This is a genomic window from Solirubrobacter soli DSM 22325, assembly GCF_000423665.1.
GTDB classification, from domain to species: Bacteria; Actinomycetota; Thermoleophilia; order Solirubrobacterales; family Solirubrobacteraceae; genus Solirubrobacter; species Solirubrobacter soli.
Genome location: NZ_AUIK01000001.1, coordinates 281637 through 306097 on the forward strand (window position 1 = coordinate 281637; position 24461 = coordinate 306097).

Genomic DNA, 24461 nt, shown 5'->3' on the forward strand with positions numbered 1-24461 from the left:
TCGGCACCGTATCCTGCCGGACATGATCGAGCGCGCCCCCTTCGGCGCGACCGGACACGAGTCCAGCCGCGTGATCTTCGGTGCCGCGGCGCTCGGCGACGTCTCCAAGGCGGACGCTGACCGCACGCTCGAGGTGATCCTCGAGCACGGCATCAACCACATCGACGTCGCCGCAAGTTACGGAGACGCGGAGCTCAGGATCTCCACCTGGCTCAAGGAGCACGAGTTCTTCCTGGCCACCAAGACCGGCGAGCGGACGTACGCCGCGGCGCGCGAGCAGATCCGCCGCTCGCTCGACCGGCTCGGGGTCGACCACGTCGACTCGATCCAGTTGCACAACCTGGTCGACGTGATCGAGTGGGACATCGCGCTGAGCCCCGGAGGCGCGTTGGAGGCCTGCCTGGAGGCGCGTGACGAGGGCCTCGTGCGCTTCATCGGGGTCACCGGCCACGGCCTGAGCGTCCCGAAGATGCATCAGCGCAGCCTCGGGCGCTTCGACTTCGACACCGTGCTCTGCCCGTACAACTGGGCGCAGATGCAGGACCCGCGCTACGCCGAGACCTTCGACGGCCTGGCGGCAATGTGCGCCGAGCGCGACGTCGCCCTGCAGACGATCAAGAGCCTCGCCTACAAGCCATGGGAGGGCCGCGAGAAGACCGCCTCGACCTGGTACGAGCCGCTCACCGACCAGGGCGACATCGACCTCGCGGTGAGCTGGGTCCTGGCGAACCCGCAGGTCTTCCTGCTCACGACGGGCGACGTCGACATCCTGCCGAAGCTGCTCGACGCCGCCGAACGGGCCGGTGACCGGCCGGCCGACGAGCAGATGGCGGGCCTGCGGCTCTCGCCGCTGTTCACGTAGGACGCGCAACCGGAATGCCCGGTATGCGGCGCTGGTCCGCAGGCGGACGTCGGCCGGGCTCGTTCACCTGGCGTCGAGCAACTCGCGCACGGTCCGCAGCAGCGTGTCGCTGTCGAACGGCTTCTCCAGGAAGGCGCTCCCCGGCGGCAGGCTGCCGCGCCCGTGCACCGTGTCGGCCGTGTAGCCCGACACGAACAGGGTCGGCAGCTCGAGGCGGCGCGCGAGCTCCGGCCCCGGCATGTCCGGCATGATCACGTCGGTCACCAGCGCGTCGATGTCCTCGCGCGCGGCGCGCTCGATCGCGTCGTTGGGCCGCGCCTCGCCGAGCACCCGGTAGCCCGCGCCGCTCAAGACGATCTCGACCAGCGCGCGGACGCCCTCCTCGTCCTCGCAGAGCAGGATCGTCTCGTGCCCGCCAAGGGTCTCGGCCGACCCGGACGCCGGCGCCGCCCGCCCGCGCTCGGAGGTCGCGGGCAGCGAGATCTCGACCGTGGTCCCGACACCCTCCTGCGAACGCACGCGCACGTTGCCGCCCGACTGCGTGATCGCGCCGTGCACGGAAGCCAGCCCGAGGCCCGTCCCCTGGCCGACGGGCTTGGTCGTGTAGAACGGCTCGAAGACGTGCGGCAGGTCCTCGGCGGGGATGCCGACGCCGGTGTCGGTCACCGCCAGGCGGACGAACACGCCGTCCGCGCGGGTCTCGATCTCGAGCCGTCCGCCGTCGGGCATCGCGTCGCGCGCGTTGACCGCGAGGTTGACGACGACCTGCTCGATCTGCCCCTGGTCGGCGAGCACGCCCGGCAGGCGGTCCTGGGACCGCACCTGGATGACGATGTCCTCGCCGATCAACCGCTCGAGCATCGGCGTCAGCGCGCGCACGACCTCGCCGAGGTCGAGCACGATCGGGTCGAGGATCTGGCGGCGCGAGAACGCGAGCAGCTGGCGGGTGAGGATCGCGGCGCGCTCGGCCGCCAGCCCGATCTCCGCCAGCTCCGCGGAGCCGGGCCCGCCGCCCACGCGCGCCCGGGCGAGCTGCCCGTAGCCCGCGATCACCGTCAGCAGGTTGTTGAAGTCGTGCGCGATCCCGCCGGCGAGCTGCCCGATCGCGTCCATCTTCTGCGACTGGCGCAGCTGCTCCTCGAGCTCGGCGCGCTCGGTCATGTCGCGCGTGATGAGCGAGATGCCCACGAGCTCGCCCTGAGCGCCGGCGATCACGGACGCCGTCGCCGCGACCGGGAACTCCGACCCGTCGCGGCGCATGTGCATCACCTCGAACGTCAGCGAGCCCGCATCGACGAGACGCTCGATCGCCGTCGGGAGCTCGTCGCGCCGCTCGGGCGGCATGATCAGCTCGGCGACCGAGCGCCCGATCGCCTCGTCCCGCCGGTACCCGTAGATCTGCTCGGCGCCGGCGTTCCAGCTCTCCACCCGGCGGTCGGGCCCGATCAGCACGATCGCGTCCGCTGAGTACTCGACGAGCGCGGCGAGCGCCCGCGCCGCCGTCTCGCCCGCCCGCCGCTCGGTGACGTCGCGAACGTGCCCGACGAACGTCAGCGGCCCTTCGCCGGAGAGTCGCGAGATCGTGATCTCCGCGGGGAACTCGGTACCGTCGGCGCGCAGGGCGGTCAGTTCGACGGGGCGGCCGATGATCTTCGACTCACCCGTCGCGACCGCCCGCCGCACCCCCTGCCGGTGCGCCTCGCGATGCTCCTCGGGCACCACCAGCGGCCCGAGCTCACGCCCCAGCACGTCCTCGCGCCGGCGCCCGAAGATCCGTTCCGCAGAGGCGTTGAACGCCTGGATGCGCCCCTCGGCGTCGAGCATGACGACGGCGTCGACGGTCGACTCGATGATCGCCAGCTCACGCCTGCGGGCGCGGGCGAGCAGCCGCGCGGCACGGAACACAAGCGCCGTGAGCAGGAGCGCCACGACCAGGGCTTCCAACACACCAAATTTCCAGCCCATTCAGCCTTCCCGGACGTGACCATACGCGGTGAGGGACGCCTCCGCCTCGCGATCCCTGAAACCCGCGGTCGGGGCGGCGTGCCGCTGGCCAGGCTCGGTCAGGCGGCTGCGCGTTCGCGCAACCACCCCGCCAGCGCGTTGGCCGTCATCGGCCGACCCAGGAAGAAGCCCTGCGCCTCGTCACAGTGCAGACCAGCGAGCGTGTCCCAGGTCTCGGCGCTCTCCACGCCCTCGGCCACGACGCGCATCCCGAGCCGGCGCCCGAGATCCACCGTGGTGTGCACGATCGCGGCGTCGCGCTCGTCGTCGGCGAGACGCATCACGAAGGAGCGGTCGATCTTGAGCTCGTCGAGGTCGAGCTGCTTGAGGTGGCCGAGCGAGACGTGCCCGGCGCCGAAGTCGTCCAGCGCCGTGGCGACGCCGATCGCGCGCAGCCCCGCCAGCACCTCCAGGGTGCGCTCGGGATCGGCCATCACGACGTCCTCGGAGACCTCCAGCCGCAGGCACGACGCCGGGAAGTGACGCTTCTCGAGCGCGCGGTCGATCTCCGACGGCAGGCCGAGGTCGAGCAGGTCCGCGGGACCGAGGTTGACCGCCACCGAGAGGTCGAACCCGTCGCGCCGGCGGTCGCCGATCTCCTCCAGCGCGCGATCGAGCACGAACGCGGTGAGCGAGCGGCCGAGCCCCGAGTGGTCGGCGAGCGGCAGGAAGTCCGACGGCATCAGCAGCCCGCGGCGTGGGTGCGCCCAGCGGACCAGCGCCTCGACGCCGTGGACCTCGCCGGTCGCGATCTCGGCCTTCGGCTGGTAGTGGAGGACGAGCTCGCCGTCCGCCAGGCCGTCGCGCAGCTCGCCCAGCAGCTCGAGCCGCCGGCGCGAGTGGTGGTCGCGCTCGGGCAGGTAGACCTCGTGGCCGGTGCGGGTGCGCTTGGCCTCGTACATCGCGACGTCGGCGCGCTGCAGCAGCTCGAGCGCGTCGTGGCCGTGCTCGGGGAAGAGCGCGATGCCGATGCTCGCGTCGATGTGGACGCGGATGCCGCCGACGCCGAACGAGCGCTCCAGCGCGGCGCGCAGCCGCAGGCCGGTGGCGCTCGCGCTCGCCTCGTCGCCCGGGTCGAGCACGACGGCGAACTCGTCGCCGCCGAGCCGCGCGAGCGTGGCGCCCGGCAGCAGCGCCTCCTGCAGGCGCGGGCCGATCTGCCGGAGCACCTCGTCGCCCGCCGAATGCCCAAGGGTGTCGTTGAGCTCTTTGAAGCCGTCGAGGTCGATCAGCAGCAGCGCGACGTCGCCGTGCTTGTCCTCGAGCGCCTCGGCCAGCTTGTGCAGCAGGTGACGGCGGTTGCCGAGGCCCGTCAGGTCGTCGGTGACGGCGTCACGCTCGGTCGCGCGCAGGCGGTCGACGACGGTCACCCCCGCGCGGGCCATGCCGGTCAGGACGGTGACCGTCGCCAGCGTGGCAGCGACCGGCGGGAGGCTCACGAACTGCCCGACGACGAGCAGCGTCAGGGCGGTCGCAGCGTCGGCGAGGATCGCCGCGAGGACGATCGGGCTGAACTCCGAGGCGGGCGGCGCGTCCGGCTCCGGGACCTGCAGCGCCGCGACCAGGAACACGCAGGCGAGCACCGGCAGCTCGCCGAGCGCGGCGACCCCGGCCAGCGCGAGGGCGAGCGCGATCGTCAGGCGCCAGCGGGCGACGCCGAGCACCGCCGCGACCGCGACCGCCGCCAGCGTGGCGGGAAGCTCCGCTCCCGTGGTGGCTGACAACGCGCCGACGGCGCAGGCCCCCATCGCCGCGTCCAGCCAGGACAGCGCCAGCGGGCGGCCGAGCCGCTGGAGCACCATCGCGAGCACGCCCGCGAACGCGAACGCGACGGCGACGTCGTGGAAGCCCTGGGTGGCGCCGAGCTCGTCGGCGGCGGCCGCGGCCAGCGCGGCAGCGAACAGCGCGCCCGCGACGCGGCTGTGGTGCCTGAGCACGGCCGACGCAACGCAGACGAGGCTCGCAACGACGAGCACCCCAGCGACCATCAGAGCTATCCAAGCAGCAGAGGCTGAGAGGAGCAACGAACCTGTTTCGGGTTCATCCTCGAGAACGACACGATTCGTCCTCGTGGCGGACGACATACCCGGCACGCGCTGGGACCCTGGCGCAGTGAGACTCCTCCCCATCCTCGCCAGTGCGTTCTTCCTCGCCGCGGCCGCCCCCGCCGCGGCGGATTCGATCGTCTACGTCAAGCAGGGCAACCTCTACCTGACCACCGCGGACGGCTCGGCCGGCTACCAGCTGACCACCGACGGCGGCTACTCGTCGCCGTCGCAGGCCGAGGACGGCACGATCGGCGCGGTGCGCAACCGGCAGCTCGTGCGGCTCGACCGCTCCGGGCACGTGCTGAGCGCCGTCGACGCGATCGGCACCGACGCGCCCCGCTCGATCGGCGGGCCCTACGAGGCCCGGCTCTCCCCCGACGGCACGCGGTTCGCCTACTACTTCTACGTCCAGTCGTCCTATGACGACCTCGAGCACGACATCCGCTGGCTCAACACCGGCTCGTACGGCACCTGGAGCTACGCGGACCGCTTCACGAGCCCGGCGACCGACAGCGAGTTCGAGATGTCGTTCACCCAGCCCGAGTGGATCACGAACGACCGCCTGCTCGGCACGCAGGGGATGTTCATGAACATGTGGACGTGGAAGCTCGGGACCGGGCACGGCTACACGTACCCGGCCGCGCAGTGGTGGTTCGGGCTGCGCGACCCCGTCGACGAGTGGGGCGTGGCCGCCTACCACTGGTACGACGACCCCGCGCTCAGCCGCGACGGCTCCCGGATCGCCATGACCGACTCCGGCCAGCAGCTCGTGGTCGCCACGACCAACGGCCCCGCGTACTCGGGCGAGCCGCCCTACCCGGAGCCCGACTACGTGAACCCGGACAGCGGCTTCGCGGAGCCGACGATCGTCTGCCGCGGCCCGGTGGGCAAGACCGACAACCCCACGTGGGCGCCGAGCGGCGGCCTGCTGGCCTACGGCGCGCCCGACGGCGTGCACGTGACCAACCCGGACTGCACGAACGACCACCTGCTGATCCCGGGCGGGGGCGAGCCGGCGTTCGGACCGGCCGGCGTGTCCGCGCCGGCGTCGGCCCCGAGCGGCGGGACCGGGACGGGCTCGGCGACGACGGGCGCCGGCGCGGCGAAGGTGACGCTTTCGCGCGTCTCGCTGCACCCGCGCACGTTCTCCAAGCGCCGCGGCACGACGCTGCGCTTCACGCTCTCCGCCCCCGCCGGCGTGCAGCTCGGCGGCGCCGTCAAGCGCACGCTGCAGGGCCATGCCGGCCTCAACAGCGTGAAGGTGCGCCCGCGCCACGGCTCCCGCCTGACTGTGTCGGTCGGCGGCGGCAAGGCCGTGACGCTCGCGTTCCGGCTCAGGGCCTGATCATCTCGAAGAGCTCGGTGACCGCGGCGTAGTCGCCGCGGTACCCGCAGCGGGCGATCGGGCGCACGCCCGCGGTGTCGAAGCGGCCGTCGACGATGTGGCGCTCGTCGACGTGCACGCCCACGACCTCGCCGAAGGTGACGATGTTGCGCGGGAGCTGGACGCGGTGCACGACCTTGCACTCGAAGGCGACCGGGGTGGCGGCCACGCGCGGCGGCGCGACGAGCCGCGACGGCGCCATCTCCAGCCCCGCGAACTCGAACTCGTTCTCGCCGCGCGGCAGCGTCGCCGAGGTCTGGTTCATCGCCTCGCGCAGGTCGTACGTGACCATGTTCCAGACGAACTCGTCGGTGGCCTGGGCGAACGTCGCCGAGTCCTTCGGGCCGTCGGAGGAGAACATCACGGTCGGCGGGTTGTCGCTGACCGCGTTGAAGTAGCTGTAGGGCGCCAGATTCACCTCCCCGCCCGGACCGACCGTCGAGACCCAGCCGATCGGCCGCGGCGCGACGAACGCTTTAAAGGGGTCATGGGGCAGCAGGTCGCGGTCGCGATTTGCCGGTGTGTAAAAGACCATTGGGAGGCATACTTCCTGACGTGGGAGTGACCAGTGAGCGGCGGCGCAACTGGCGCACCGAGGTCTCGCTCGAGTGCAACCTCCACCGGCGCACGGGCAAGATGATCGAGGCGCGGACCGTCGACATCGGCCCCGGCGGGATGCGCGTGCACACGAACCGCCCGCTCAGCGTCGACGAGCTGCTCGAGTTCGAGCTACCGGACCGGGGCCGCGTCAACGGCCGCGCCCGCGTCCTGCGCGAGCAGGCCTACCGGATCTACGCGCTGCGCTTCGAGAAGCTCGGCGACGAGGCCCGGTCGGAGATCGCGGCGCTGACCCAGCCCGTTTAGGCCCGCTCCAGCACCACGATCGGGATCTCCCGGTCGGTCTTCTTCTGGTAGTCGTCGTAGGCGGGCCATTCCTTGGTCATGGTCGGCCACATCTGCGCCTTCTCGTCCGGCGTCGCGACCCGCGCCTTGGCCTTGAAGCGGTCGGCCATGACCTGCACCTCGACGTTCGGGTCCGCCTCGAGGTTCAGGTACCAGGCCGGCGGCTGGTCGGCCCCGCCCTTGGACGCGACAATCAGGTAGGCGTCGTCCCATGGGGCATAGATCAACGGCAACTCGCGGGTTTCACCGCTCTTGCGGCCGGTCGTGGTCAGCAGCAGCGTCTGCGTGCCCTGCCAGTCGTGACCGACCTCGCCGCCGGTCTCGCGGTACTTCGTGGTGTGTTCCTTTCCGAAGAGCATGCCTAGAAGCTACCCCGAAACCTAAAGGGGCCTGACCCCTTTATGAACGCGCGAGGCACCGACTGGTCGCTCGCCGCGCTCGTGACGCTGCTCGCGCTCACCGGCGCGCTGACGCTGTTCGGTGGCGCCTGGGTGTTCGGCGCGCACGACATCACCGGGTTCGCGCTCAGCGGCGTGCTGGTGTTCAAGCTGCGGCGGGTGTGGCGACGGATCGGCACGCGTCGCGCGGGGCTGATCGCGCTGCTCTTCGTGGCGCTCACGCTGCTCACGGGGATCGCGTGGTCGAGCGCGGCCAAGCCGAACGTGTTCGGCTACAACCCGCTCAACTTCCACAGCGTGTTCGGCGCCGTCCTCGCCGCGGCGGTCCTGACGCACGCCGTCGGGCGGGCGAAGCGCCCGCGCCGCGGCGATCTGACCCGGCGCCAGGTGCTCGCCTCCGCCGGTGTCGGTCTCGGCGCCGTCGCGCTCTGGCAACTCCAGCGCACACCTGGGTTGGCGAGCGCGAAGCGGCGCTTCACCGGCTCATACGAGGTCGCGTCCTTCGAGGGCAACGCGTTCCCGAGCACGTCATGGGTCGCCGACGCGCCGCGGCCGCTCACACACGCGACGCTGCAGTTCGGCGACCGCCGCCTCACGGCCGCCGAGCTCGACGCCGGCGACGAGCTCACCGCGACGCTCGACTGCACAGGCGGCTTCTACTCGACACAGGTCTGGCGCGGGACCCGGCTCGACCGCCTGCTGGGCGACGCGCCCGGCAGCCACGTGCGCGTGATCTCCCACACGGGCTACCGCTGGAGCTTCGACCGCGCCGACGCGGCGCGCCTCCTGCTCGCCACGCACGTCGGCGGCGAGCCGCTCAGCCACGGCCACGGCGCGCCCGTCCGGCTCGTCGCGCCCGGCGAGCGCGGCTTCATCTGGGTGAAGTGGGTGACCCGGGTCGAGCTCCATGACGGGCCCGACCCGGGTGCGTTCGCATCGACGCTGTGGAGCAGCCTCACTGCCCGGGGCCGGGGGTCCTGACGCCGATCAGGTTCCTGACTTCCCGCATCGCCACCGGCAGCGTGGTCAGGTCGAACGTGCCGCCGGAGCGGATCTCGGCCAGGATCTCCTGGGCGCGCTCGGCGGCGAGGCGGTTGCTCTCCAACCACGCGTCGATCCCGCCGGAGCGCAGCACGTCGGCGGTCAGCTCGGCGTGCAGCGCGAACAGGTCGTCGCGCAGCGCCGCGCGCGCCATCGCCTGCCAGCGGTTGTTCCGCGGGAGCGCCGCGATCTGGTCGCGCAGCCAGTGCAGGTTCAGGTCGCCGCCGATCAGGAAGTGCAGCGCCGCGACCTCCTCGACCGGCCGCTCGGTCACGCTCGCCACCTCGGCGATGTCCAGTGCCGCGAACAGCGCGCTCTGCGTCGCCACCCGCGCGGCGAGCGTCTCCGGGACGCCGGCCGCGGTGAGCCGCCCCGTGCGCTCGTTCCACGTCTGCTGCTCGCTCTCGACGAGCACGCCCGGCAGCAGCCCGGCGACCGTCCGCGCACCCTCGGTGTAGCGCTCGACCTCGGCCGAGATGTCCAGCGGCCGCGGCCGCGAGCGCAGCAGCCAGCGCGTCGCGCGCTCGACCGAGCGCCGGGAGGCGAGCAGCATCTCGGTCTGGACCTCGGCCGCGACGATCCCGTCGAGCCCCTCGATCTCCGCCCACAGCGCGCGCACGCCGAACACCTCGCGGGCGACGACGGAGGCGCGCGCGATGTCGGCCGGCGACGCCCCGGTGTCCTCGCGCAGGCGGAAGACGAACGTCGTCCCGGCTCGGTCGATCAGGTCGTTGGTGACGCGGGTGGCGACGATCTCGCGCCGCAGCCGGTGCCGCCGCATGACGTCGCCGAAACGCTCCGGCAGCGGGTCCGGGAAGTAGTGGTCGAGCTCTGCGTCCAGCGCGCCGTCCTCCGGGAGGTCGGACTCGAGCAGCGCGGCGTAGAGGGTGATCTTCGCGTAGGCGAGGAGCACCGCCAGCTCCGGCTGCGTGAGCCCGAGGCCGGCGTGGCGCCGCTCGGCGATCGTCTCCCCGTCGGGCAGCGCCTCCAGCGCCCGGTCCAGCCGGCCCGCGGCCTCGAGGTCGCGCATCACGCGGTCGTGGACGTCGAGCATCGCGGGCGCCTGCGCCCGCGCCAGCGAGAGCGCCTGCGTCTGCGTGTAGGAGCCGCGCAACACGCGCTCGGCGACCGCGTCGGTCATGTCGGCCAGCAGCGCGTTGCGCTGCTTGGTCGTCATGTCGCCCTCGGCCACGACCGTGTCGAGCAGCACCTTGATGTTGACCTCGTGGTCGGAGCAGTTGACCCCGCCGGCGTTGTCGATCGCGTCGGTGTTCACGCGCCCGCCGCTCAGCGCGAACTCGATCCGCCCGCGCTGGGTGAAGCCGAGGTTGCCGCCCTCGCCCGCCACCCTCGCGCGCAACTCGCCGCCGTTGACCCGCAGGGCGTCGTTGGCCTTGTCGCCGACTTCGGCGTGCGTCTCGGTCTTGGCCTTGACGTAGGTGCCGATGCCGCCGTTCCAGAGCAGGTCGACCGGCGCGCGCAGGATCGCCGACATCAGCTCGCTCGGCGTCAGGTGCTCGGCGGAGACGTCCAGCGCCTCGCGGATCTGCGGCGAGAGCGCGATCGACTTCGCGGTGCGCGGGAAGACCCCGCCGCCCTCGGAGATCAGCGACGTGTCGTAGTCCGCCCACGACGAGCGCGGGAGCTCGAAGAGCCGCCGCCGCTCCGCGTGCGAGGCGGCCGCGTCCGGCTCGGGGTCGAGGAAGATGTGCCGGTGGTCGAAGGCGGCCACCAAGCGGATGTGCTCGCTCAGGAGCATGCCGTTGCCGAAGACGTCGCCGCTCATGTCGCCGATGCCGACGACGCGGAAGTCCTCCGTCTGGACGTCCACGCCGAGCTCGCGGAAGTGACGCTGCACGGAGACCCACGCGCTGCGCGCGGTGATCCCCATCGCCTTGTGGTCGTAGCCGACGCTGCCGCCGGACGCGAACGCGTCGCCCAGCCAGAAGCCGTAGGACTCCGCCACGCCGTTCGCGATGTCGCTGAACGTCGCCGTGCCCTTGTCGGCCGCGACCACCAGGTACGGATCGTCACCGTCGTGGCGCACGACGTGGGCGGGCGGGACGACCTCCCCCGCCGCGTTGTAGGTGTCGGTGATGTCCAGCAGCGCGCTGATGAACGTCGTGTAGTTGACGACCACGTCGTCGCCCGCCCGCTTGACCACGAACCCACCCTTCGCGCCCACCGGCACGATCAGCGCGTTCTTGACCATCTGCGCCTTCATCAGGCCGAGGATCTCGGTGCGGAAGTCCTCGCGCCGGTCGCTCCAGCGCAGGCCGCCGCGAGCGACCGACCCGCCGCGCAGGTGCACGCCCTCGACCCGCGGCGAGTGCACGAAGATCTCGAACTTCGGCTTCGGCAGCGGGACGAGCGGGATCCGCGTCGGGTCGAGCTTGAACGAGACGTACGGCTTCGGGCCTGGCAGGTAGTAGTTCGTCCGCAGCATCGCCTCGATGACGCTGAGGAAGCCGCGGAGGATCCGGTCCTCGTCGAGCGAGTCGACGGCGTCGATCTCGTGCTCGATCTCGTCCACCACGCCGCTCGCCGCGGCGCGGTCGCCCACCGGGTCGAAGCGCGCGTGGAAGAGCTTCACGAACAGCCCCGCGACGCCGGTGTGTCCGAGCAGCGTCTGCTCCATGTAGCGGTCGCTGAACGGGATCCCGGCCTGGCGCAGGTAGCGCGCCACCGAGCGCAGCAGCACGACCTCGCGCCAGTCCAGTCCGGCGCCGATGATCAGCCCGTTGAAGCCGTCGAGCTCCGCGTCGCCGTGCCAGACGCGCGCGAAGCCGGCGTGGAAGCGCTCGCGGATCGCATCCGCGTCGACGTCCCCGGAGGCGACGAGCCCGAAGTCGTAGATCCAGGCCGGCTCGGCGTCGCGCGGCGTGATCTCATAGGGCCGCTCGTCGCTGACCGTCAGCCCGAGCGACTCGAACATCGGCAGCACGTCGCTCAAGGAGACCCGCCCGCCGCGGCGGTAGAGCTTGCAGCGCAGGACACCTGGAGCGGCCTCGAGCGGTCGGTAGAGCGAGAGATCCAGCGCGTCCTCGCCGTCGAGCTTCTCGAGTCGCTGCACGTCGGCGATCGCCATGCGCGGGTGCGAGTCCTCGCGATACGCGGCCGGGAACGCGTCGCCGCCGTAGCGCCGGAACAGCGCGATCCCGGCCTCCTCGCCCGCCTCCTCGGTCAGCACGGCCTGGAGCTCGTCATTCCACGCGCGCGTCGCGTCGACGATCCGCGCCTCGAGCTCGGCGACGTCCACGCTCTTCAACTGCCCCGGCGCGATCCGCAGCGTGTAGTGGATGCGCACCAGCACCCACTCGGTCAGCCGCAGCCCCCAGTCGATCGACTCGGCGCCGAGCGCCTCGCTCAGGATCTCCCCGATGCGTAGGCGGTTGGCCGTGTTGAAGCGATCGCGCGGCAGGTAGACCAGGCAGGAGACGAAGCGCTCATAGCGGTCCGTGCGCAAGAACAACCTGACGCGCTGACGCTCGCCGAGGTCGAGGATCCCGCGTGCGACCTCGAACAACTCGTCGGTCGTCATCTGGAAGAGCTCGTCGCGCGGGAACGTGTCGATGATCTCGTTGAGCGCCTTGTGGTCGTGGCTGCCGGGCGGGAACCCCGCGCGGTCCAGGACCGCGGCCACGGTGCGGCGCAGCATCGGGATCTCCGACGGCAGCGCGCGGTAGGCCAGGCCGGTGTAGAGCCCGAGGAAGCGCCGCTCGCCGATCACCTTGCCGTCGGCGTCGAAGCGCTTGACGCCGATGTAGTCCAGGTACGCGGGCCGGTGCACCGGCGAGCGCGCGTTGGCCTTGGTGATCACCAGCAGGTGCGGTTCGAGCGCGAAGGCCCGTACCGCCGGCGGCAGCTTGGCGAACGCGGTCGAGACGTGCCCGACGCCGCCGCGCAGCAGACCGAGCCCGGAGCCCTCGTCGGCGCGCAGGTCCTCGCCCTCGAGCGAGTACTCGCGGTAGCCGAGGAACGTGAAGTGGTGGTCGCCCACCCAGGCCAGCAGCGCCTTGCCCTCGTCGACCTCGGCGGGGTCCACGCCCGCCGGCGCCGGCTCGTCGATCAGCTCCTGCAGGCGCGCCTTCATCGGCTGCCAGTCCTCGACCGTGGCGCGCACCTGCGCGAGGACGTGGCGCAGCGCGTCGGCCAGCTCCTCGAAGCCGCCCGCCTGGCGGTCGATCTCGATGTGCATGTAGGACTCGTCGCCGATGACCGGGTGCACGAGCACGTGGATGCCGGCCTCGCGGCGGCTGAGCTCCATGCTCACCGAGTCCACGAGGAACGGCATGTCGTCGGAGACGATGTCGATCGCGGTGTGCGGCGACTGCCAGCCGTGCTGCTCGAACGTCGGGTTGTAGACGCGCACGAGCGAGGTTCCCTCGGGCCGCTCGCGGCCGAACGTCCAGTGCGAGAGCGCGGAGCCGTAGAGGTCGACGGGCTCGCGGCCGCGCAGGTCCTCCGCGGGGGCGCCCTTGTAGTACGCGCGGACGAACGCCTCGGCCTCTTGGACCTCTTCCGGCGCGACTCGCTCGCGCACCCGCTCACATACGGACTCGATGAGCTCCGACTCGACCGCTTGCGTACCCGTGGACATGCGCCGCACGCTACGCCTCTCGGGCTCAGGAGGTCAACGCGCCTCCAGCTCGTGGACACGAGCACGTAGCGCGTGCAAGCGCTCGGCGACGGCGAGCCGCATCTGGAGCTGGTTACGGTCCAGCGGCTTGGTCAGGAAGTCGTCGGCGCCGGCGTCCATCGCCGCGCGCACGTGCGCCTCTCCCGACAGCGCCGTGAGCATCACCACGTAGACGCTCTCGCCGTAGCGCTCGCGCACCCTGCGGCACAGGTCCGGCCCAGCCAGCCCGGGCATCATCCAGTCGGTGATCAGGACCTCCGGCGCGCCCTCGCCGTCGGCCAGCCGCGCCCACGCCTCGTTCCCGTCGGCGGTCACCGCGCACTCGTGGCCCATGCGCTCGAGGACCGCCTCGAGCACGCGGCGCGACACGGCATCGTCCTCGGCGACCAGGATCCTCATGCGAGGGTCCTTCCCAGCGCCGTCCGCGTCAAGTCCACCGCATCGGCGAGACGCGTGAGCCACGCGTCAGCGCCCACGAGGTCGCCGGCGGCCGCGTGCGTCTGGATCTCCTCCGCCGCGTTGGCGACCATCGCCGCCCCGACGCTCGACGCCGCGCCCTTGAGCGTGTGCGCGTGCACGTGCAGCGCCTCTGCGTCACCTCGGCGCGTCGCCGCTCGCATCGCCTCCAGCCGCGGACCCGCCTCGGTCAGGAACAGGTCGCAGATCTCCTCCACGATCGCGTCGTCGCCCACGTCGCGCGCGAGCGCGCGCAGGACCGCCTGGTCGACCACCACCGGGCGCGTCGCGGCGATCCAGCGCTGCAGCACGGCGTGCAGGTCGTCCGCGTGCAGGGGCTTGGCGAGGTAGTCGTCCATGCCCGCGGCGATGCAGCGCTCGCGATCGCCCTCCATCGCGTGGGCGGTCATGGCGATGATCGGCGTGCGCCGCGCGTCACCCTCCATGCGCCGGATCTCGGCGGTCGCGGCGTAGCCGTCGAGCACGGGCATCTGGCAGTCCATCAGCACGGCGGCGAAGGGCTCGCGGCGCAGCGCCTCCACGGCCTCGCCGCCGTCGGCGGCGACGGAGACGCGATATCCCCGCCTGCGCAGGATGTTGATCGCCACGGCCTGATTGGTCGGATTGTCCTCCGCCAGGAGGATCGATGCGCCATCGGCAGGACTCTTGTCGATCACGGGCACCGGTGCGAGCACTTCTGGCGCGCCGGCGCTCATCACGGTGGCGATCGCGTCGTACAGGCGCGAGTCGCGAACCGGCTTGGCGAGGGTCGCGGCGGCGCCTTCGACGCCGCCCGGGCCGGCGGAGGAGAGCAGGATCACGCGCGGACCGCCGCCGGCGAGCGCGCGGACCACGCCGAGCCCGTCCATCCCGGGCATGTGATGGTCGAGCAGGATCAGGTCGAACGGGCGTCCCGCGGCTTCGCGCTCACGGACGCGCTGGAGCCCGTTCACGCCGTCGGTCGCGGTCTCGCAGCGCATGCGCCAGGAGGCGAGCCGGCGCTCGAGGATCTCGCGGTTGGTCGCGTTGTCGTCGATGACGAGGACGTCGAGGCCCGCCAGCTCAGGTGGGAACGACGGGGGTCGCGCCTCCGCGACGGGCAGGTCGACCGTGAACCAGAACGTGCTCCCGTGCCCGGGCTCGCTCGTGGCGCCGATCTCGCCGCCCATCATCTCCGCGAGCTGGCGGCTGATCGCGAGGCCGAGGCCCGTTCCGCCGTAGCGCCGGGTCGTCGAGCTGTCGGCCTGCGCGAAGGAGTCGAAGAGGCGCTCGACGCGCTCCGGGTCGACACCGATCCCGGTGTCGCGGACCTCGAAGCGCAGCTTGCCGTCCTGCTTGCCCACCGCGACGACGACCTCGCCCTCGTGCGTGAACTTGACCGCGTTACCGACCAGGTTGGTGAGGATCTGGCGCAGGCGGCCCTCGTCGCCCCGCACGGCCGCGGGCACGTCGTCGGCGATGCGGGCGAGCAGCTCGAGGCCGCGATCGTGGGCCCGCGAGGCGAGCAGCTCCATCACGTCGCCGACCGCGTCGCGGACGTCGAAGTCGGTGGGGTCGAGCTCGAGCTTGCCGGCCTCCATCTTCGAGAAGTCGAGGATGTCGTCGATGATCGCCAGCAGTGCCCGGCCCGACGCGCGTACCGTCTCGGCGAAGCCGCGCTGCTCCTCGTCGAGCTGGGAGTCCAGCAGCAGCTCGATCATGCCCAGCACGCCGTTCATCGGCGTGCGGATCTCGTGGCTGACGTTCGCCACGAACTCGGACTTCAGCCGCGACGAGTCCAGAGCCTCGTCGCGGGCGATGACCAACTCCTGCTCGGCGCGCCGGCGTTCGATGAACTGGGCGAGGAAGCCCGCGATCGATGCCATCGTCGCCTCGAAGTCCAGGTCGCGCTCCTGGATCGAGGTGTCCATGAACTCGAGCACGCCCAGGCAGCGGCCGTCGCTCATCACCGGGACCGCGAGCGCGGCGTGCAGCCCGCGCTCACGGATGATCGTGGACGCGTTCGGACGATCGTCGCCCTGGACGTCCGCGACCCAGATCGGCGTGCGCGCCGCCCACGCGGCGCCGACGAAGCCCTCGCCGCGCGCGAACGTGACTCGGTTGCCGCCGACCTCGCGGATCTTGTCGAGCAGCTCGGTGTGCGGCGACCACATCGAGGTCATCCGCAGCGTGCTGCCGTCGAGCAGCCAGACGCCGCCGAACTCCCAGCCGAGCGCCTCGCAGACGGCGTGCGAGAGCTGGTCCGTCGCCTCCGACACGCTGGTCGCCTCGGCGAGGACGCGCGCCGCGGCGTGCTCGGCCTTGGAGCGCCGCTCGGCCCGCGCGCGCTCGGAGACGTCGCGGAACATCACCGTCGCGCCGACGACGCGGCCGCTCTTGGTGAGCGGCGTGACCACGTAGTCGACCACCGTGCGCGTCCCGTCGTCGCGGGTGAAGGCACGGCTCGAGCCCTCGTGCCGCTGCCCGTCGCGCAGGGTGGCGACCGCCGGCGTGTCCGGCTCCAGCTTGCGGCCGACGGGGTTCGCCCAGCCGGTGATCCGCGCGGCCATCTCGTTCGCGTAGACGACGCGCCCCTCGGCGTCGACCGTCGCGATGCCGTCGCCGACGGAGTCGAGGATCGCGCGGTGCTGTTCGGCGAGCCTCGCCAGCCGCCGGCGGGAGCGGTGCAGCGCAAGCCCCCCGCCGGCCGACAGCGCGATCAGCAGCACGGCGAGGACCACCTCCAGCCGCAGCAGGAAGCGCTCGTCGTCGCGGCGCTCGGCCTCGATCTCGTCGACGACGTCCTCGCGGGTGGCGAGCATCCGCTGGAACGCGCCCTCGTCGCGCTGGTCGCGACCGACCGCGGCGACGTCGTCGCACAGGCGGGTGACGCTGGCCTTCAGCGGGCCGGCGGGGACCTCGTCCTCGAAGCCGCCGCAGGCCGCGTCGGCGCGCCGCGCGTCAGCCGCGGCCTCGGACGGCTTGCCCTGCATGGCGTGCAGACGCGCGAGCGTCGCGTTGCCGCGCACGGTCGCGAGGCTCTCCCGCCAGGAGCTCGTCCGGTCGAGCGTGGCGCGTGAGTTCGTGTGATCGACGACGAGGACGGCGATCGCGACGGCGACGGCGAGCGCCAGCAGTACGGCGGGACTCAGCGCACGCGCGAGCGACCGTGGAGTTGCCACCCAGGGGAATATCCCCTGTGGTGACGACGGTCAAACCGCTGCGGTGACCCCGCGCGGGAAACCGACGCCGGTGAGCTCCTCCGAGAGATCCCACAGACGGCGGGCGGTGAGCGTGTCCGTGGCGGCCTTGCTGCGGCCGACCAGGGTCGGGTGGCCGCGCAGCTCGAAGCGGCCGTCAGGGCCGGCGTAGCTGTTGCCGGGGATGTCCGCGGTGGCGGCGTAGAGCGTCGGCTCGGCGCCCATGTCGCCGCTCTGGGCGATCAGGCGGTTGCCGACGACCATCAGCACGTCCTCGACCCGGTTGCCGCTGCGGGTCTGCAGGTTCGTTGCCGCCCAGCCGGGATGGGCGCCCACGGAGCGGACCGGCGAGCCGGCCTCGTCGAGGCGGCGCTGCAGCTCGGCCATGAACAGCAGGTTGGCGAGCTTGGCCTGCCCGTAGGCCGCGTGGCGCTTGTAGCCCTGCTCCCAGTTGAGGTCGTCGAGGCGGATCTTGCCGAAGTGGTGCGCGCCGGAGGCGACGGTGACGACGCGGTCGGTGATCTGCGGCAGCAGCAGGTTGGTGAGCGCGAAGTGGCCGAGGTGGTTGGTGCCGATCTGCATCTCGAAGCCGTCCGCGGTGCGGGCGAACGGGACGTTCATCACGCCGGCGTTGTTGATCAGGACGTCGATCGGCTCGGTGGTGGCTTGCGCGAAGGCTCTGACGCTGGCGAGGTCGGCGAGGTCGAGCGCGCGCACCTCGGTGTCGCCCTCGATCGCGTTCGCGGCCTCTTCGCCCTTCGCCGTGTTGCGCACGGCCAGGACGATCTTCGCGCCGTTGGCGGCGAGCTGCTTCGCGGCGGCGAGCCCGATGCCCGAGTTGGCGCCGGTGATGACGAAGGTCCGGCCGGTCTGGTCTCCAAGGTTCATGCCTTCAATGTAGTCGCTGACAACAATGATGTCAATGACAACATCGAGCTAAGCTTTGCAGCGTCTTGACCGCGACCTATCACCACGGGAACCTGCGCGCGGCACTGCTCAGCGCGGCCGAGACGGCGCTCGCGGACGGCGGCGATCTGTCGCTGCGGGCGTTGGCGCGCGAGGTGGGTGTCTCGCACGCCGCACCCCGCCGCCACTTCGCGGACAAGCAGGCGCTCCTGGACGCCCTTGCGGAAGACGGCTTCCTGCGCCTGGGTGCGCTGCTGCGCGAGGCCAGCGAGAACGAGGACTTCGAAGCCTGCCTGCTCGCGTTCGCGCACGCCTACGTCAGCTTCGCCATCGACCACGCGGCGCTGCTGGACCTGATGTGGGCGGGCAAGCACCGCTCCGACGCCGTGCGAGCCGCGTCCGATCAGGCATTCACGGCGCCGATGGCCCGGATCGTCGAAGCCCAGGCCGCGGGCGAGGTCGTGGGCGGCGAGTTCGAGCCCGTCGCGACGGTCGCGGTGGCCGCGTTCCACGGCCTGGCGGCGATGGTCAACAACGGCATGCTCGCCGCCGCCGACCTGGACGAGATCGTCCCGGCGACGGTCGAGCGGTTGCTTGACGGGTTGCGGCCTAGAGTCGCTTGAGGAAGCGGCGGAGCCGCTCGAAGGGCGTGAGCAGGACCACGCGGAGCGCGAGGGAGCCGTCAGACGTCCGAACGGGGAGGTATTCGACGTTGCTCATGAACGAAGGATTCCCGCCGGGCCTGAAGATCAGCTCAAGTCGGTGAACCGGGCGAAGACGGGGGCGTGATCGGACCCGTCGGACGCGGGGCGGGGACCGCTGACCGACGGGAGCTGCGTCGTCCCGGTGTCGGCGGACTCGAGCGTCGTGGCGAGTGCGCGGCTGACGAGGATGTGGTCGATCAGCTCAGGCCGGCCGTTGAAGATGCGGCTGAACGCGCGGCCCTCGGGGAGCATCGGCGCGAGGTTCCACAGGCGCTGCGCGTCGCCCTTGTCGGGGACGCCGAAGCCGCCGGTCTTGAACTCCGAGCCGGGCGGGCCGAGCAGGATCTGGGTGGTCGCGGCGAGCGGCTCGTCGTTGAGGTCGCCGAGCACGACGACGGTGCGGCCCTGTTGGAGCAGCGCGGTCGAGTGATGGCGCAGCGTGATCGCCTCTTGGGCGCGGAGCTCGAGCGCGTAGCCGGCGTAGCGGGCGCGCTGGTCCTCGTCCTTCGGCTGGAAGCGGCCCCCGTACGTCAACAGCTTGGACTTCAGGTGGGCGGTGATCAGGTCGATCCCCGCGACCCGCACGCGCAGCGCGCCGCGGCCCATCTCGGTCGTGGTCGTGCCGTCGTCCTCCAGACGCACCGGGTCGGTGCCGGCCGGGAAGGCGCGGATCCGCTCCACGTCCTCGAAGTCGTGTTTGGCGAGGAAGCCGACGCGGATCCCGCGATCGTCGGCGTCGGGCGAGAGCCGCGACCGATAGTCGCCGGTGAGGACGGACAGAAGGTCCTCGAACGCCTGCTCGTCGCCCACCTCCTGCACGGCGAGGACGTCGGGGGCGATCTCGTCGATCAGCTTCGCCAGCGACGCGAGCTTCTTGTCGTAGGTCGCCTGGTCGGGCGGGCCACTTTCGGTGCCCGGGAGGAAGAGGTTCTCCAGGTTCCAGGTCGCGATCGTCAGCGTCACCCGAGCAAGGCTTGCAGCTGGCGACGCACCGCGTCCCGCAGCCACTCGGGATCTTCACCGGACAGCAGCACGCTCAGCCGCAGACCGTCGAGCGCGGCGACGATCAGGCGGATGTCGAGCTCGGGCGCCACGTCGTCCCCCAATGCCCTGAGGCCGCGCCCCCAGTCCTGGTGGGTGCGGCGGGCGGCGGGTGAGTCGGCGAGCTCGATCTGCAGCCGGTAGAGCGCGACCGCGACGTCGCGCTCGGTCGTCACCTGCGCGATCAGCCAGTCCGCGAGCTCCTCGGCCCAGGCCTTCGGGTCGAACTCGGTGCCGTCCAAGCGTTCGGCGATCTCGCCGATCCGGGCCAGCTCCTGCTCGGCCGTCCAGCGCAACGCGGCCTCGAGGATGTCCCCCTTGGTGGCGAAATGCCAGGTGGTCGAGGAGAGCGAGACGTCCGCCTGCTTGGCCACCGCGCGGTGGGTGACCGCGGCCACGCCCTCGCGCGCGGCGATCTCCACGGTCGCTTCGACGATCGACTCCCGCACCCGCTGTGAGGCTTCGGCGCGCGTCACTGCGGCCAGCATAACCAGTACGTTCGTACTTGCAAAGGCAGTACACGCGTACTAGATTCAGCGACGGTCATGGGGTCTGAGTCACGGAGCACTCGTCGCTCGTTCTTCGGTGCCGCGGGCGGTGCTGCCCTGCTGTGCACGATCGGCGGCGAGAAGTTCTCGGTGGATTCACCCCGGGCTTTGAAGCAGGCGGACTTGGCAGCCGCGCGGGTTGGTCGCCCGCGCGGCGCCGCCGCTGCCCAGGCCGTGCCGCAGATCCAGCCGGCGCCCGGCGGCGTGCGCAAGGAGTACTGGATCCAGGCCGAGACCGCTCGGTTGTCGATCACGCCGGCGCGCCGCGACGAGTGGCACAACCACGCGGTCGAGGGCGGGCGCAACACGTTCACCGCGTTCATCTACCGCGAGATGACGACGGGGTTCGCCGACTACAAGTACGGCGCGTCGATCCCTGGGCCGATGCTCACCGCGGAGGTCGGCGACGTGCTCGTCGTGCACTTCCGCAACGGGGACACCAAGCTCAACCAAGCGGTGACGATGCACCCGCACGGCGTCAAGTACAACCCCGAGTACGACGGCGCCTACATGGGTGAGTTCACGCACGCGGGCGGGTTCATCGCGCCCGGCGAGTCGTTCACCTACCAGTGGGAGTGCACGCCCGACAGCGTCGGCACCTGGCCGTATCACGACCACGGTCCCAACCACACGCTGAACACGTTCCGCGGGCTGTTCGGGTCGATCGTCGTGCGCCCGCGCGGCGCGAAGTGGCCGGATCGCGCGTACACGCTGTTCGCGCACATGCTCCCCCCGCCCGTGACCGGACTCGACACGACGTTCCACTGCTTCAACGGGCGCGCATACGCGGGGTCGACTCCGACTTTGACCGCGCGTGTGGGCGAGGACGTTGAGATCCACGCGATCGGCATGGACTCCAACTTCCACACGTTCCACATCCACGGGCATCGCTGGCGCAATGCCGCTGGGGTGTTCATCGACAACCCGACGTTCGGGCCCAACGAGACCGTCACGGCCCGCTTCGTCGAGGACAACCCGGGTCGCTGGCTGTACCACTGCCACGTCTTCTCGCATCAGGACGCGGGGATGGCGGGCTGGTACCTCGTCGACCCGTAGTTCCATAGTGAGAGGAGAGAGCGCGTTGCGTACGTTGCTGGCGGTGTTGATGGTGTTGGCGTTCCCGGCCGTGGCCGGGGCGCAGACGTACCCCGAGCCGAAGGATCCGGGTCCGGTGGAGGCTGCACCGAAGGGGCCGCACAAGACGTACACGGTCTGCAAGAAGGGCTGTGACTTCAAGGCGATCCAGAAGGCGGTCGACAAGGCTCGCGCGGGTGACACCGTCCGCGTGAAGAACGGCACCTACCAGGAGGCCGTGAAGGTCAACGGCTCCAAGAAGCGCTACCTGAAGCTGATCGGCAACGCCAAGGACCCGAAGAAGGTGCTGCTGAAGGCTCGCGGGTCGATGCAGAACGGCATCTTCGTCAACGACGCCGACGAGGTCACCGTCGACGGCTTCATGGCGCAGGGCTACAAGTCGAACGGGTTCTTCTTCACGAACCTCAACGGCTACACGATGAACCACCTGATCGCCAAGCAGACGGGTGTGTACGGCCTGTACGCGTTCAACACCATCGGCGGCTCGATGCTGAACTCCGAGGCCTACTACGTCAATGACGGCGCCTTCTACATCGGGCAGACGCCGCCGCAGGACAAGCCGATCCGCTCGATCGTCCGCAACGTGTCCGGCTGGGGCTCCCCGATCGGCTTCAGCGCCACGAACATGCGCTACGTGACGATCACGAAGTCCCGCTTCTACAACAACGCGCTCGGCATCGTCCCGAACGCGCTCGACAGCGAGAAGTTCCCGCCCGCCGAAGACAACGTGATCACCGACAACGACATCTTCTGGAACAACTTCAACTTCCACCAGGGCAAGCCGCCGTTCGCGGTCCGCACCGAGGGCACGGCCGCGCTGGCGCCCGTCGGCACCGGCGTCCTGCTGCTCGGCGGCAAGGGCAACCGCGTCGAGAACAACCGCATCTTCGGCAACTACCTCAACGGCGTGGCCGCGATCGAGGGCATCCTCGTGAGCAAGACGCCCGAGGCCCGCACCCTCGCGAACAACGTCATCGAGAACAACCAGTTCGGTCTCAACGGCACCGACGCGAACGGCTACGACATCTCCTACGACGGCAACGGGACCAACAACTGCTTCTCGCTGACCGGCGTCACCTCGACGTTCCCCGCCGACGCGTCGACCTTCGCCGGCTGCGGCGGCACGAACGCGTTCAGCAAGGACGTCCAGAACGCGATGATCGGCTGGACCGGCGAGAGCGCCGTGCAGGCCTGGAAGAAGCACGACCACCCGCCCAAGGCCGGCTTCACGCCGCTGGAGATCTTCGGCTCGTGAAGCAGGTGATGGTCATCGGCGTCGCGCTCCTGGTGGGCGCGACGCCGGCGTTGGCGCTGGGAGCCGCGAAGAAGACGATCAACGTCGGCGACAACTTCTACACGCCCAAGACCGTGACCGTGTCTCGCGGAACGACGGTGACGTGGAAGTGGCCTGGGTTCGACCAGGCGGGTGACGTCCACGACGTCAAACTCAAGAGCGGCCCGAAGGGCGTGAAGAAGTTCCAGTCCGAGGCCGCCTCCACGGACTACTCGTTCAAGCGCAAGCTCACCGTCGCGGGCACCTACAAGCTCGTGTGCACGCTGCACCACGAGATGACCATGACGATCAAGGTTCGGAAGTAGGCCGCCAGCCCGGGCCTCTGAGCAGGACCTGCGTCTTCGTCTTGACGCCGCGCGCTCGCCTGACGTCGTGGGCGAGCGCGATGTACTCGTGGAACGCCACCTTGACCGGGTGGTGGGTGGTGAGCTGGGTCGTCAGCCCGTACTTCACCCGCTCCTGCTCGGGCTCGAACGTGCCGAACATGCGGTCCCAGATGATCAGGATCCCCGCGTAGTTCTTGTCCAGGTACTCGTGGTTCATCCCGTGATGGACGCGGTGGTGGCTGGGGGTGTTGAAGATCGCTTCGATCGCCCTCGGCAGGCGCTTGATCCGCTCGGTGTGAATCCAGAACTGGTAGATCAGCGACCAGGCCTGAGCGAGCAGGATCATCCACACCGGGAAGCCGAGCAGCGGCAGCGGCAGCCAGAACGGGAAGTACGTCATCGGCACCCACGTCTGCCTGAGCGCGGTCGAGAGGTTGAAGTGCTGGCTCGAGTGGTGCACGACGTGGCTCGCCCAGAACACCCGGCTCTCGTGGCTGACCCGGTGAAACCAGTAGTAGGCGAGGTCGTCGGCGAAGAACAGCGCGACCCACGTCAGCGGGTTGTGCGGGTCGAGTCTGAGCGGCGTCAACTCGTACAGCGCCGCGTAGATCGCCACCACGACGAGCTTCCACCCGACGTTGATGACGACGTTGCCGATCCCCATGCTCAGTGACGTCCCGGTGTCCTTGAGGTCGTAGCCGACCAGGTCATCGTCGTCGTTGAGGTGCCGGAACGACGCGTACTCCGCGACGAGCAGCAGGATGAAGAACGGGATCGCGTAGTAGAGGACCTCGGCCATCAGCCGCCCGCCCCCTCGCCCTGCCCCGCGAGGCCGGCGCCGCCGCCCCGCGCGACCTCGCCGACCCGCGCCGCGTCGCCGCCCCGCGCCGCGTCGCCGCCCCGCGCCGCGTCGCCGCCCCGCGCGACCTCGCCGCCCCGCGCGACCTCGCCGCCCCGCGCGACCTCGCCGCCGCCCGCCGAGCGCTCCAGCAGCGCGCGCGCCCGCGCGAGCGCGCCCTCTTCGTCCCCCGCCGCGATCGCCGCCGCCAGCGCGCCGATCGCCGCCGCATCCTGCAATTCCCCGCGCACGGCCTCGACGCCGACCGAGACGATGTCGCCACGCGCCAGCAGCGTCGTCAGCGCGAGCCGGTAAGCGATGTTGTCGGCGCCGTCGACGATCTCATCCCACATGACCTCATAGACCGCATTGCGCGCGACGAGGTCGTCGAGCGCCGCCAGCTGCGCCGCGTGCGCGGTGATCTGCGCCTTGCGCGCGACGTCCGCTCGTGCCGCGCACCGCCGGGCCGCGTCCGCGCCCACGCACGCGCGCATCTCCAGCGCCGCCCGCCGCGCCTGCAATGCCTCCGGCAACTCTCCCTCGAGCAGCAGCTCGAGGCCCCCGTGGTGGCGCCAGTCGCGCACCCGCGTCGCCCCGCCCTGGCTGATCGTGACCAGCCCGGCCTGCTGGAGCCGCTTCAAGGCCTCGCGGATCGCGTGCCGGCTCGTCTCGAGCTCCTCGCTCAACGTCCGCTCCGACGGCAGCGCGTCCCCGGGCGCGAACCGGCCGCCGAGGATCTCCGCCCGTAGCCGAGCGTGGATCTGCCCTGAGACCGTACTGGTTGGACCAGTCACG

The 24461-nt window shown here is 71.1% G+C and carries 20 protein-coding genes; 8 read left to right on the forward strand and 12 right to left on the reverse strand.

Annotated features, from left to right (window positions below; all coding sequences use genetic code 11):
* Positions 1 to 22: 22 nt before the first annotated feature.
* The gene (locus G569_RS0101400) at positions 23 to 862 is read left to right on the forward strand and encodes an aldo/keto reductase (protein ID WP_028062083.1); all 840 of its coding nucleotides are present in this window, start codon (positions 23 to 25) and stop codon (positions 860 to 862) included.
* 63 nt (positions 863 to 925) lie between these two features.
* Here G569_RS0101400 and G569_RS44705 read toward each other — a convergent pair whose 3' ends face one another.
* Complete coding sequence (locus G569_RS44705) at positions 926 to 2806, reverse strand: hybrid sensor histidine kinase/response regulator (RefSeq protein WP_169542038.1); 1881 nt, start codon at positions 2804 to 2806, stop codon at positions 926 to 928.
* Between the two features lie 119 nt (positions 2807 to 2925).
* Entirely contained in the window at positions 2926 to 4854 is a 1929-nt protein-coding gene (locus tag G569_RS44710) for a putative bifunctional diguanylate cyclase/phosphodiesterase (RefSeq protein WP_211232880.1), read from the reverse strand.
* A gap of 124 nt (positions 4855 to 4978) precedes the next feature.
* On the opposite strand from G569_RS44710, the gene G569_RS0101415 reads away from it, so the two are divergent.
* Complete coding sequence (locus tag G569_RS0101415; protein WP_028062084.1) at positions 4979 to 6259, forward strand: TolB-like translocation protein; 1281 nt, start codon at positions 4979 to 4981, stop codon at positions 6257 to 6259.
* On the opposite strand, the gene G569_RS0101420 is transcribed toward G569_RS0101415, so the two are convergent.
* On the reverse strand, positions 6249 to 6833 hold the full coding sequence (locus tag G569_RS0101420; protein ID WP_037494155.1) for a flavin reductase family protein: 585 nt from the start codon (positions 6831 to 6833) through the stop codon (positions 6249 to 6251). The two genes, G569_RS0101415 and G569_RS0101420, sit on opposite strands and share 11 nt — an antisense overlap.
* Positions 6834 to 6853: 20 nt before the next feature.
* On the opposite strand from G569_RS0101420, the gene G569_RS0101425 reads away from it, so the two are divergent.
* Positions 6854 to 7162, forward strand: coding sequence for a PilZ domain-containing protein (locus G569_RS0101425; RefSeq protein WP_169542039.1), 309 nt, complete (start codon positions 6854 to 6856; stop codon positions 7160 to 7162).
* Here the strand turns inward: G569_RS0101425 and G569_RS0101430 are convergent.
* A complete protein-coding gene (locus G569_RS0101430) occupies positions 7159 to 7560 on the reverse strand; it encodes a nitroreductase family deazaflavin-dependent oxidoreductase (RefSeq protein WP_028062087.1) in 402 nt (133 codons plus the stop codon). The genes G569_RS0101425 and G569_RS0101430 overlap by 4 nt on opposite strands.
* Positions 7561 to 7602: 42 nt before the next feature.
* Here G569_RS0101430 and G569_RS44715 point away from each other — a divergent pair, with 42 nt between their 5' ends.
* Complete coding sequence (locus G569_RS44715) at positions 7603 to 8580, forward strand: molybdopterin-dependent oxidoreductase (protein WP_053225688.1); 978 nt, start codon at positions 7603 to 7605, stop codon at positions 8578 to 8580.
* On the opposite strand, the gene G569_RS0101440 is transcribed toward G569_RS44715, so the two are convergent.
* Genes G569_RS0101440 through G569_RS0101455 form a run of 4 tightly spaced genes read right to left on the reverse strand, consistent with a single transcriptional unit; the run spans position 8555 to position 17802 of the window.
* On the reverse strand, positions 8555 to 13240 hold the full coding sequence (locus G569_RS0101440) for an NAD-glutamate dehydrogenase (RefSeq protein ID WP_028062088.1): 4686 nt from the start codon (positions 13238 to 13240) through the stop codon (positions 8555 to 8557). The two genes, G569_RS44715 and G569_RS0101440, sit on opposite strands and share 26 nt — an antisense overlap.
* Positions 13241 to 13273: 33 nt before the next feature.
* Positions 13274 to 13678 (reverse strand): response regulator, encoded by a 405-nt coding sequence (locus tag G569_RS44720; protein WP_037494437.1) that lies wholly within the window; start codon positions 13676 to 13678, stop codon positions 13274 to 13276.
* Positions 13675 to 16896, reverse strand: a complete 3222-nt coding sequence (locus G569_RS57015; protein WP_053225689.1) for a hybrid sensor histidine kinase/response regulator — start codon at positions 16894 to 16896, stop codon at positions 13675 to 13677. Before G569_RS57015 ends, G569_RS44720 begins: the two co-directional genes overlap by 4 nt.
* A gap of 30 nt (positions 16897 to 16926) precedes the next feature.
* Entirely contained in the window at positions 16927 to 17802 is an 876-nt protein-coding gene (locus G569_RS0101455; protein WP_037494158.1) for an oxidoreductase, read from the reverse strand.
* A 65-nt stretch (positions 17803 to 17867) separates the two neighbouring features.
* Here G569_RS0101455 and G569_RS0101460 point away from each other — a divergent pair, with 65 nt between their 5' ends.
* Positions 17868 to 18443: a TetR/AcrR family transcriptional regulator gene (locus tag G569_RS0101460; protein ID WP_028062090.1), complete on the forward strand. Its 576-nt coding sequence runs from the start codon at positions 17868 to 17870 to the stop codon at positions 18441 to 18443.
* Between the two features lie 126 nt (positions 18444 to 18569).
* Here the strand turns inward: G569_RS0101460 and G569_RS0101470 are convergent, their stop codons facing one another.
* The gene (locus G569_RS0101470; protein ID WP_211232881.1) at positions 18570 to 19487 is read right to left on the reverse strand and encodes an endonuclease/exonuclease/phosphatase family protein; all 918 of its coding nucleotides are present in this window, start codon (positions 19485 to 19487) and stop codon (positions 18570 to 18572) included.
* Complete coding sequence (locus G569_RS57020) at positions 19484 to 20041, reverse strand: TetR/AcrR family transcriptional regulator (protein WP_169542040.1); 558 nt, start codon at positions 20039 to 20041, stop codon at positions 19484 to 19486. The genes G569_RS0101470 and G569_RS57020 overlap by 4 nt, the downstream gene beginning before the upstream one ends.
* A 69-nt stretch (positions 20042 to 20110) precedes the next feature.
* Between G569_RS57020 and G569_RS0101480 the strand changes: the two genes are divergently transcribed.
* Genes G569_RS0101480 through G569_RS0101490 form a run of 3 tightly spaced genes read left to right on the forward strand, consistent with a single transcriptional unit; the run spans position 20111 to position 22807 of the window.
* On the forward strand, positions 20111 to 21169 hold the full coding sequence (locus G569_RS0101480; protein ID WP_084284023.1) for a multicopper oxidase domain-containing protein: 1059 nt from the start codon (positions 20111 to 20113) through the stop codon (positions 21167 to 21169).
* 25 nt (positions 21170 to 21194) lie between these two features.
* Positions 21195 to 22463 (forward strand): right-handed parallel beta-helix repeat-containing protein, encoded by a 1269-nt coding sequence (locus tag G569_RS0101485; RefSeq protein ID WP_037494160.1) that lies wholly within the window; start codon positions 21195 to 21197, stop codon positions 22461 to 22463.
* Positions 22460 to 22807: a cupredoxin domain-containing protein gene (locus G569_RS0101490; RefSeq protein ID WP_028062095.1), complete on the forward strand. Its 348-nt coding sequence runs from the start codon at positions 22460 to 22462 to the stop codon at positions 22805 to 22807. Before G569_RS0101485 ends, G569_RS0101490 begins: the two co-directional genes overlap by 4 nt.
* Here the strand turns inward: G569_RS0101490 and G569_RS0101495 are convergent.
* Together G569_RS0101495 and G569_RS44735 are read right to left on the reverse strand one after the other, a co-directional pair.
* On the reverse strand, positions 22791 to 23627 hold the full coding sequence (locus G569_RS0101495; protein WP_028062096.1) for a sterol desaturase family protein: 837 nt from the start codon (positions 23625 to 23627) through the stop codon (positions 22791 to 22793). The genes G569_RS0101490 and G569_RS0101495 overlap by 17 nt on opposite strands.
* On the reverse strand, positions 23627 to 24460 hold the full coding sequence (locus tag G569_RS44735; RefSeq protein WP_157591747.1) for a winged helix-turn-helix domain-containing protein: 834 nt from the start codon (positions 24458 to 24460) through the stop codon (positions 23627 to 23629). Before G569_RS44735 ends, G569_RS0101495 begins: the two co-directional genes overlap by 1 nt.
* Position 24461: the final 1 nt, after the last annotated feature.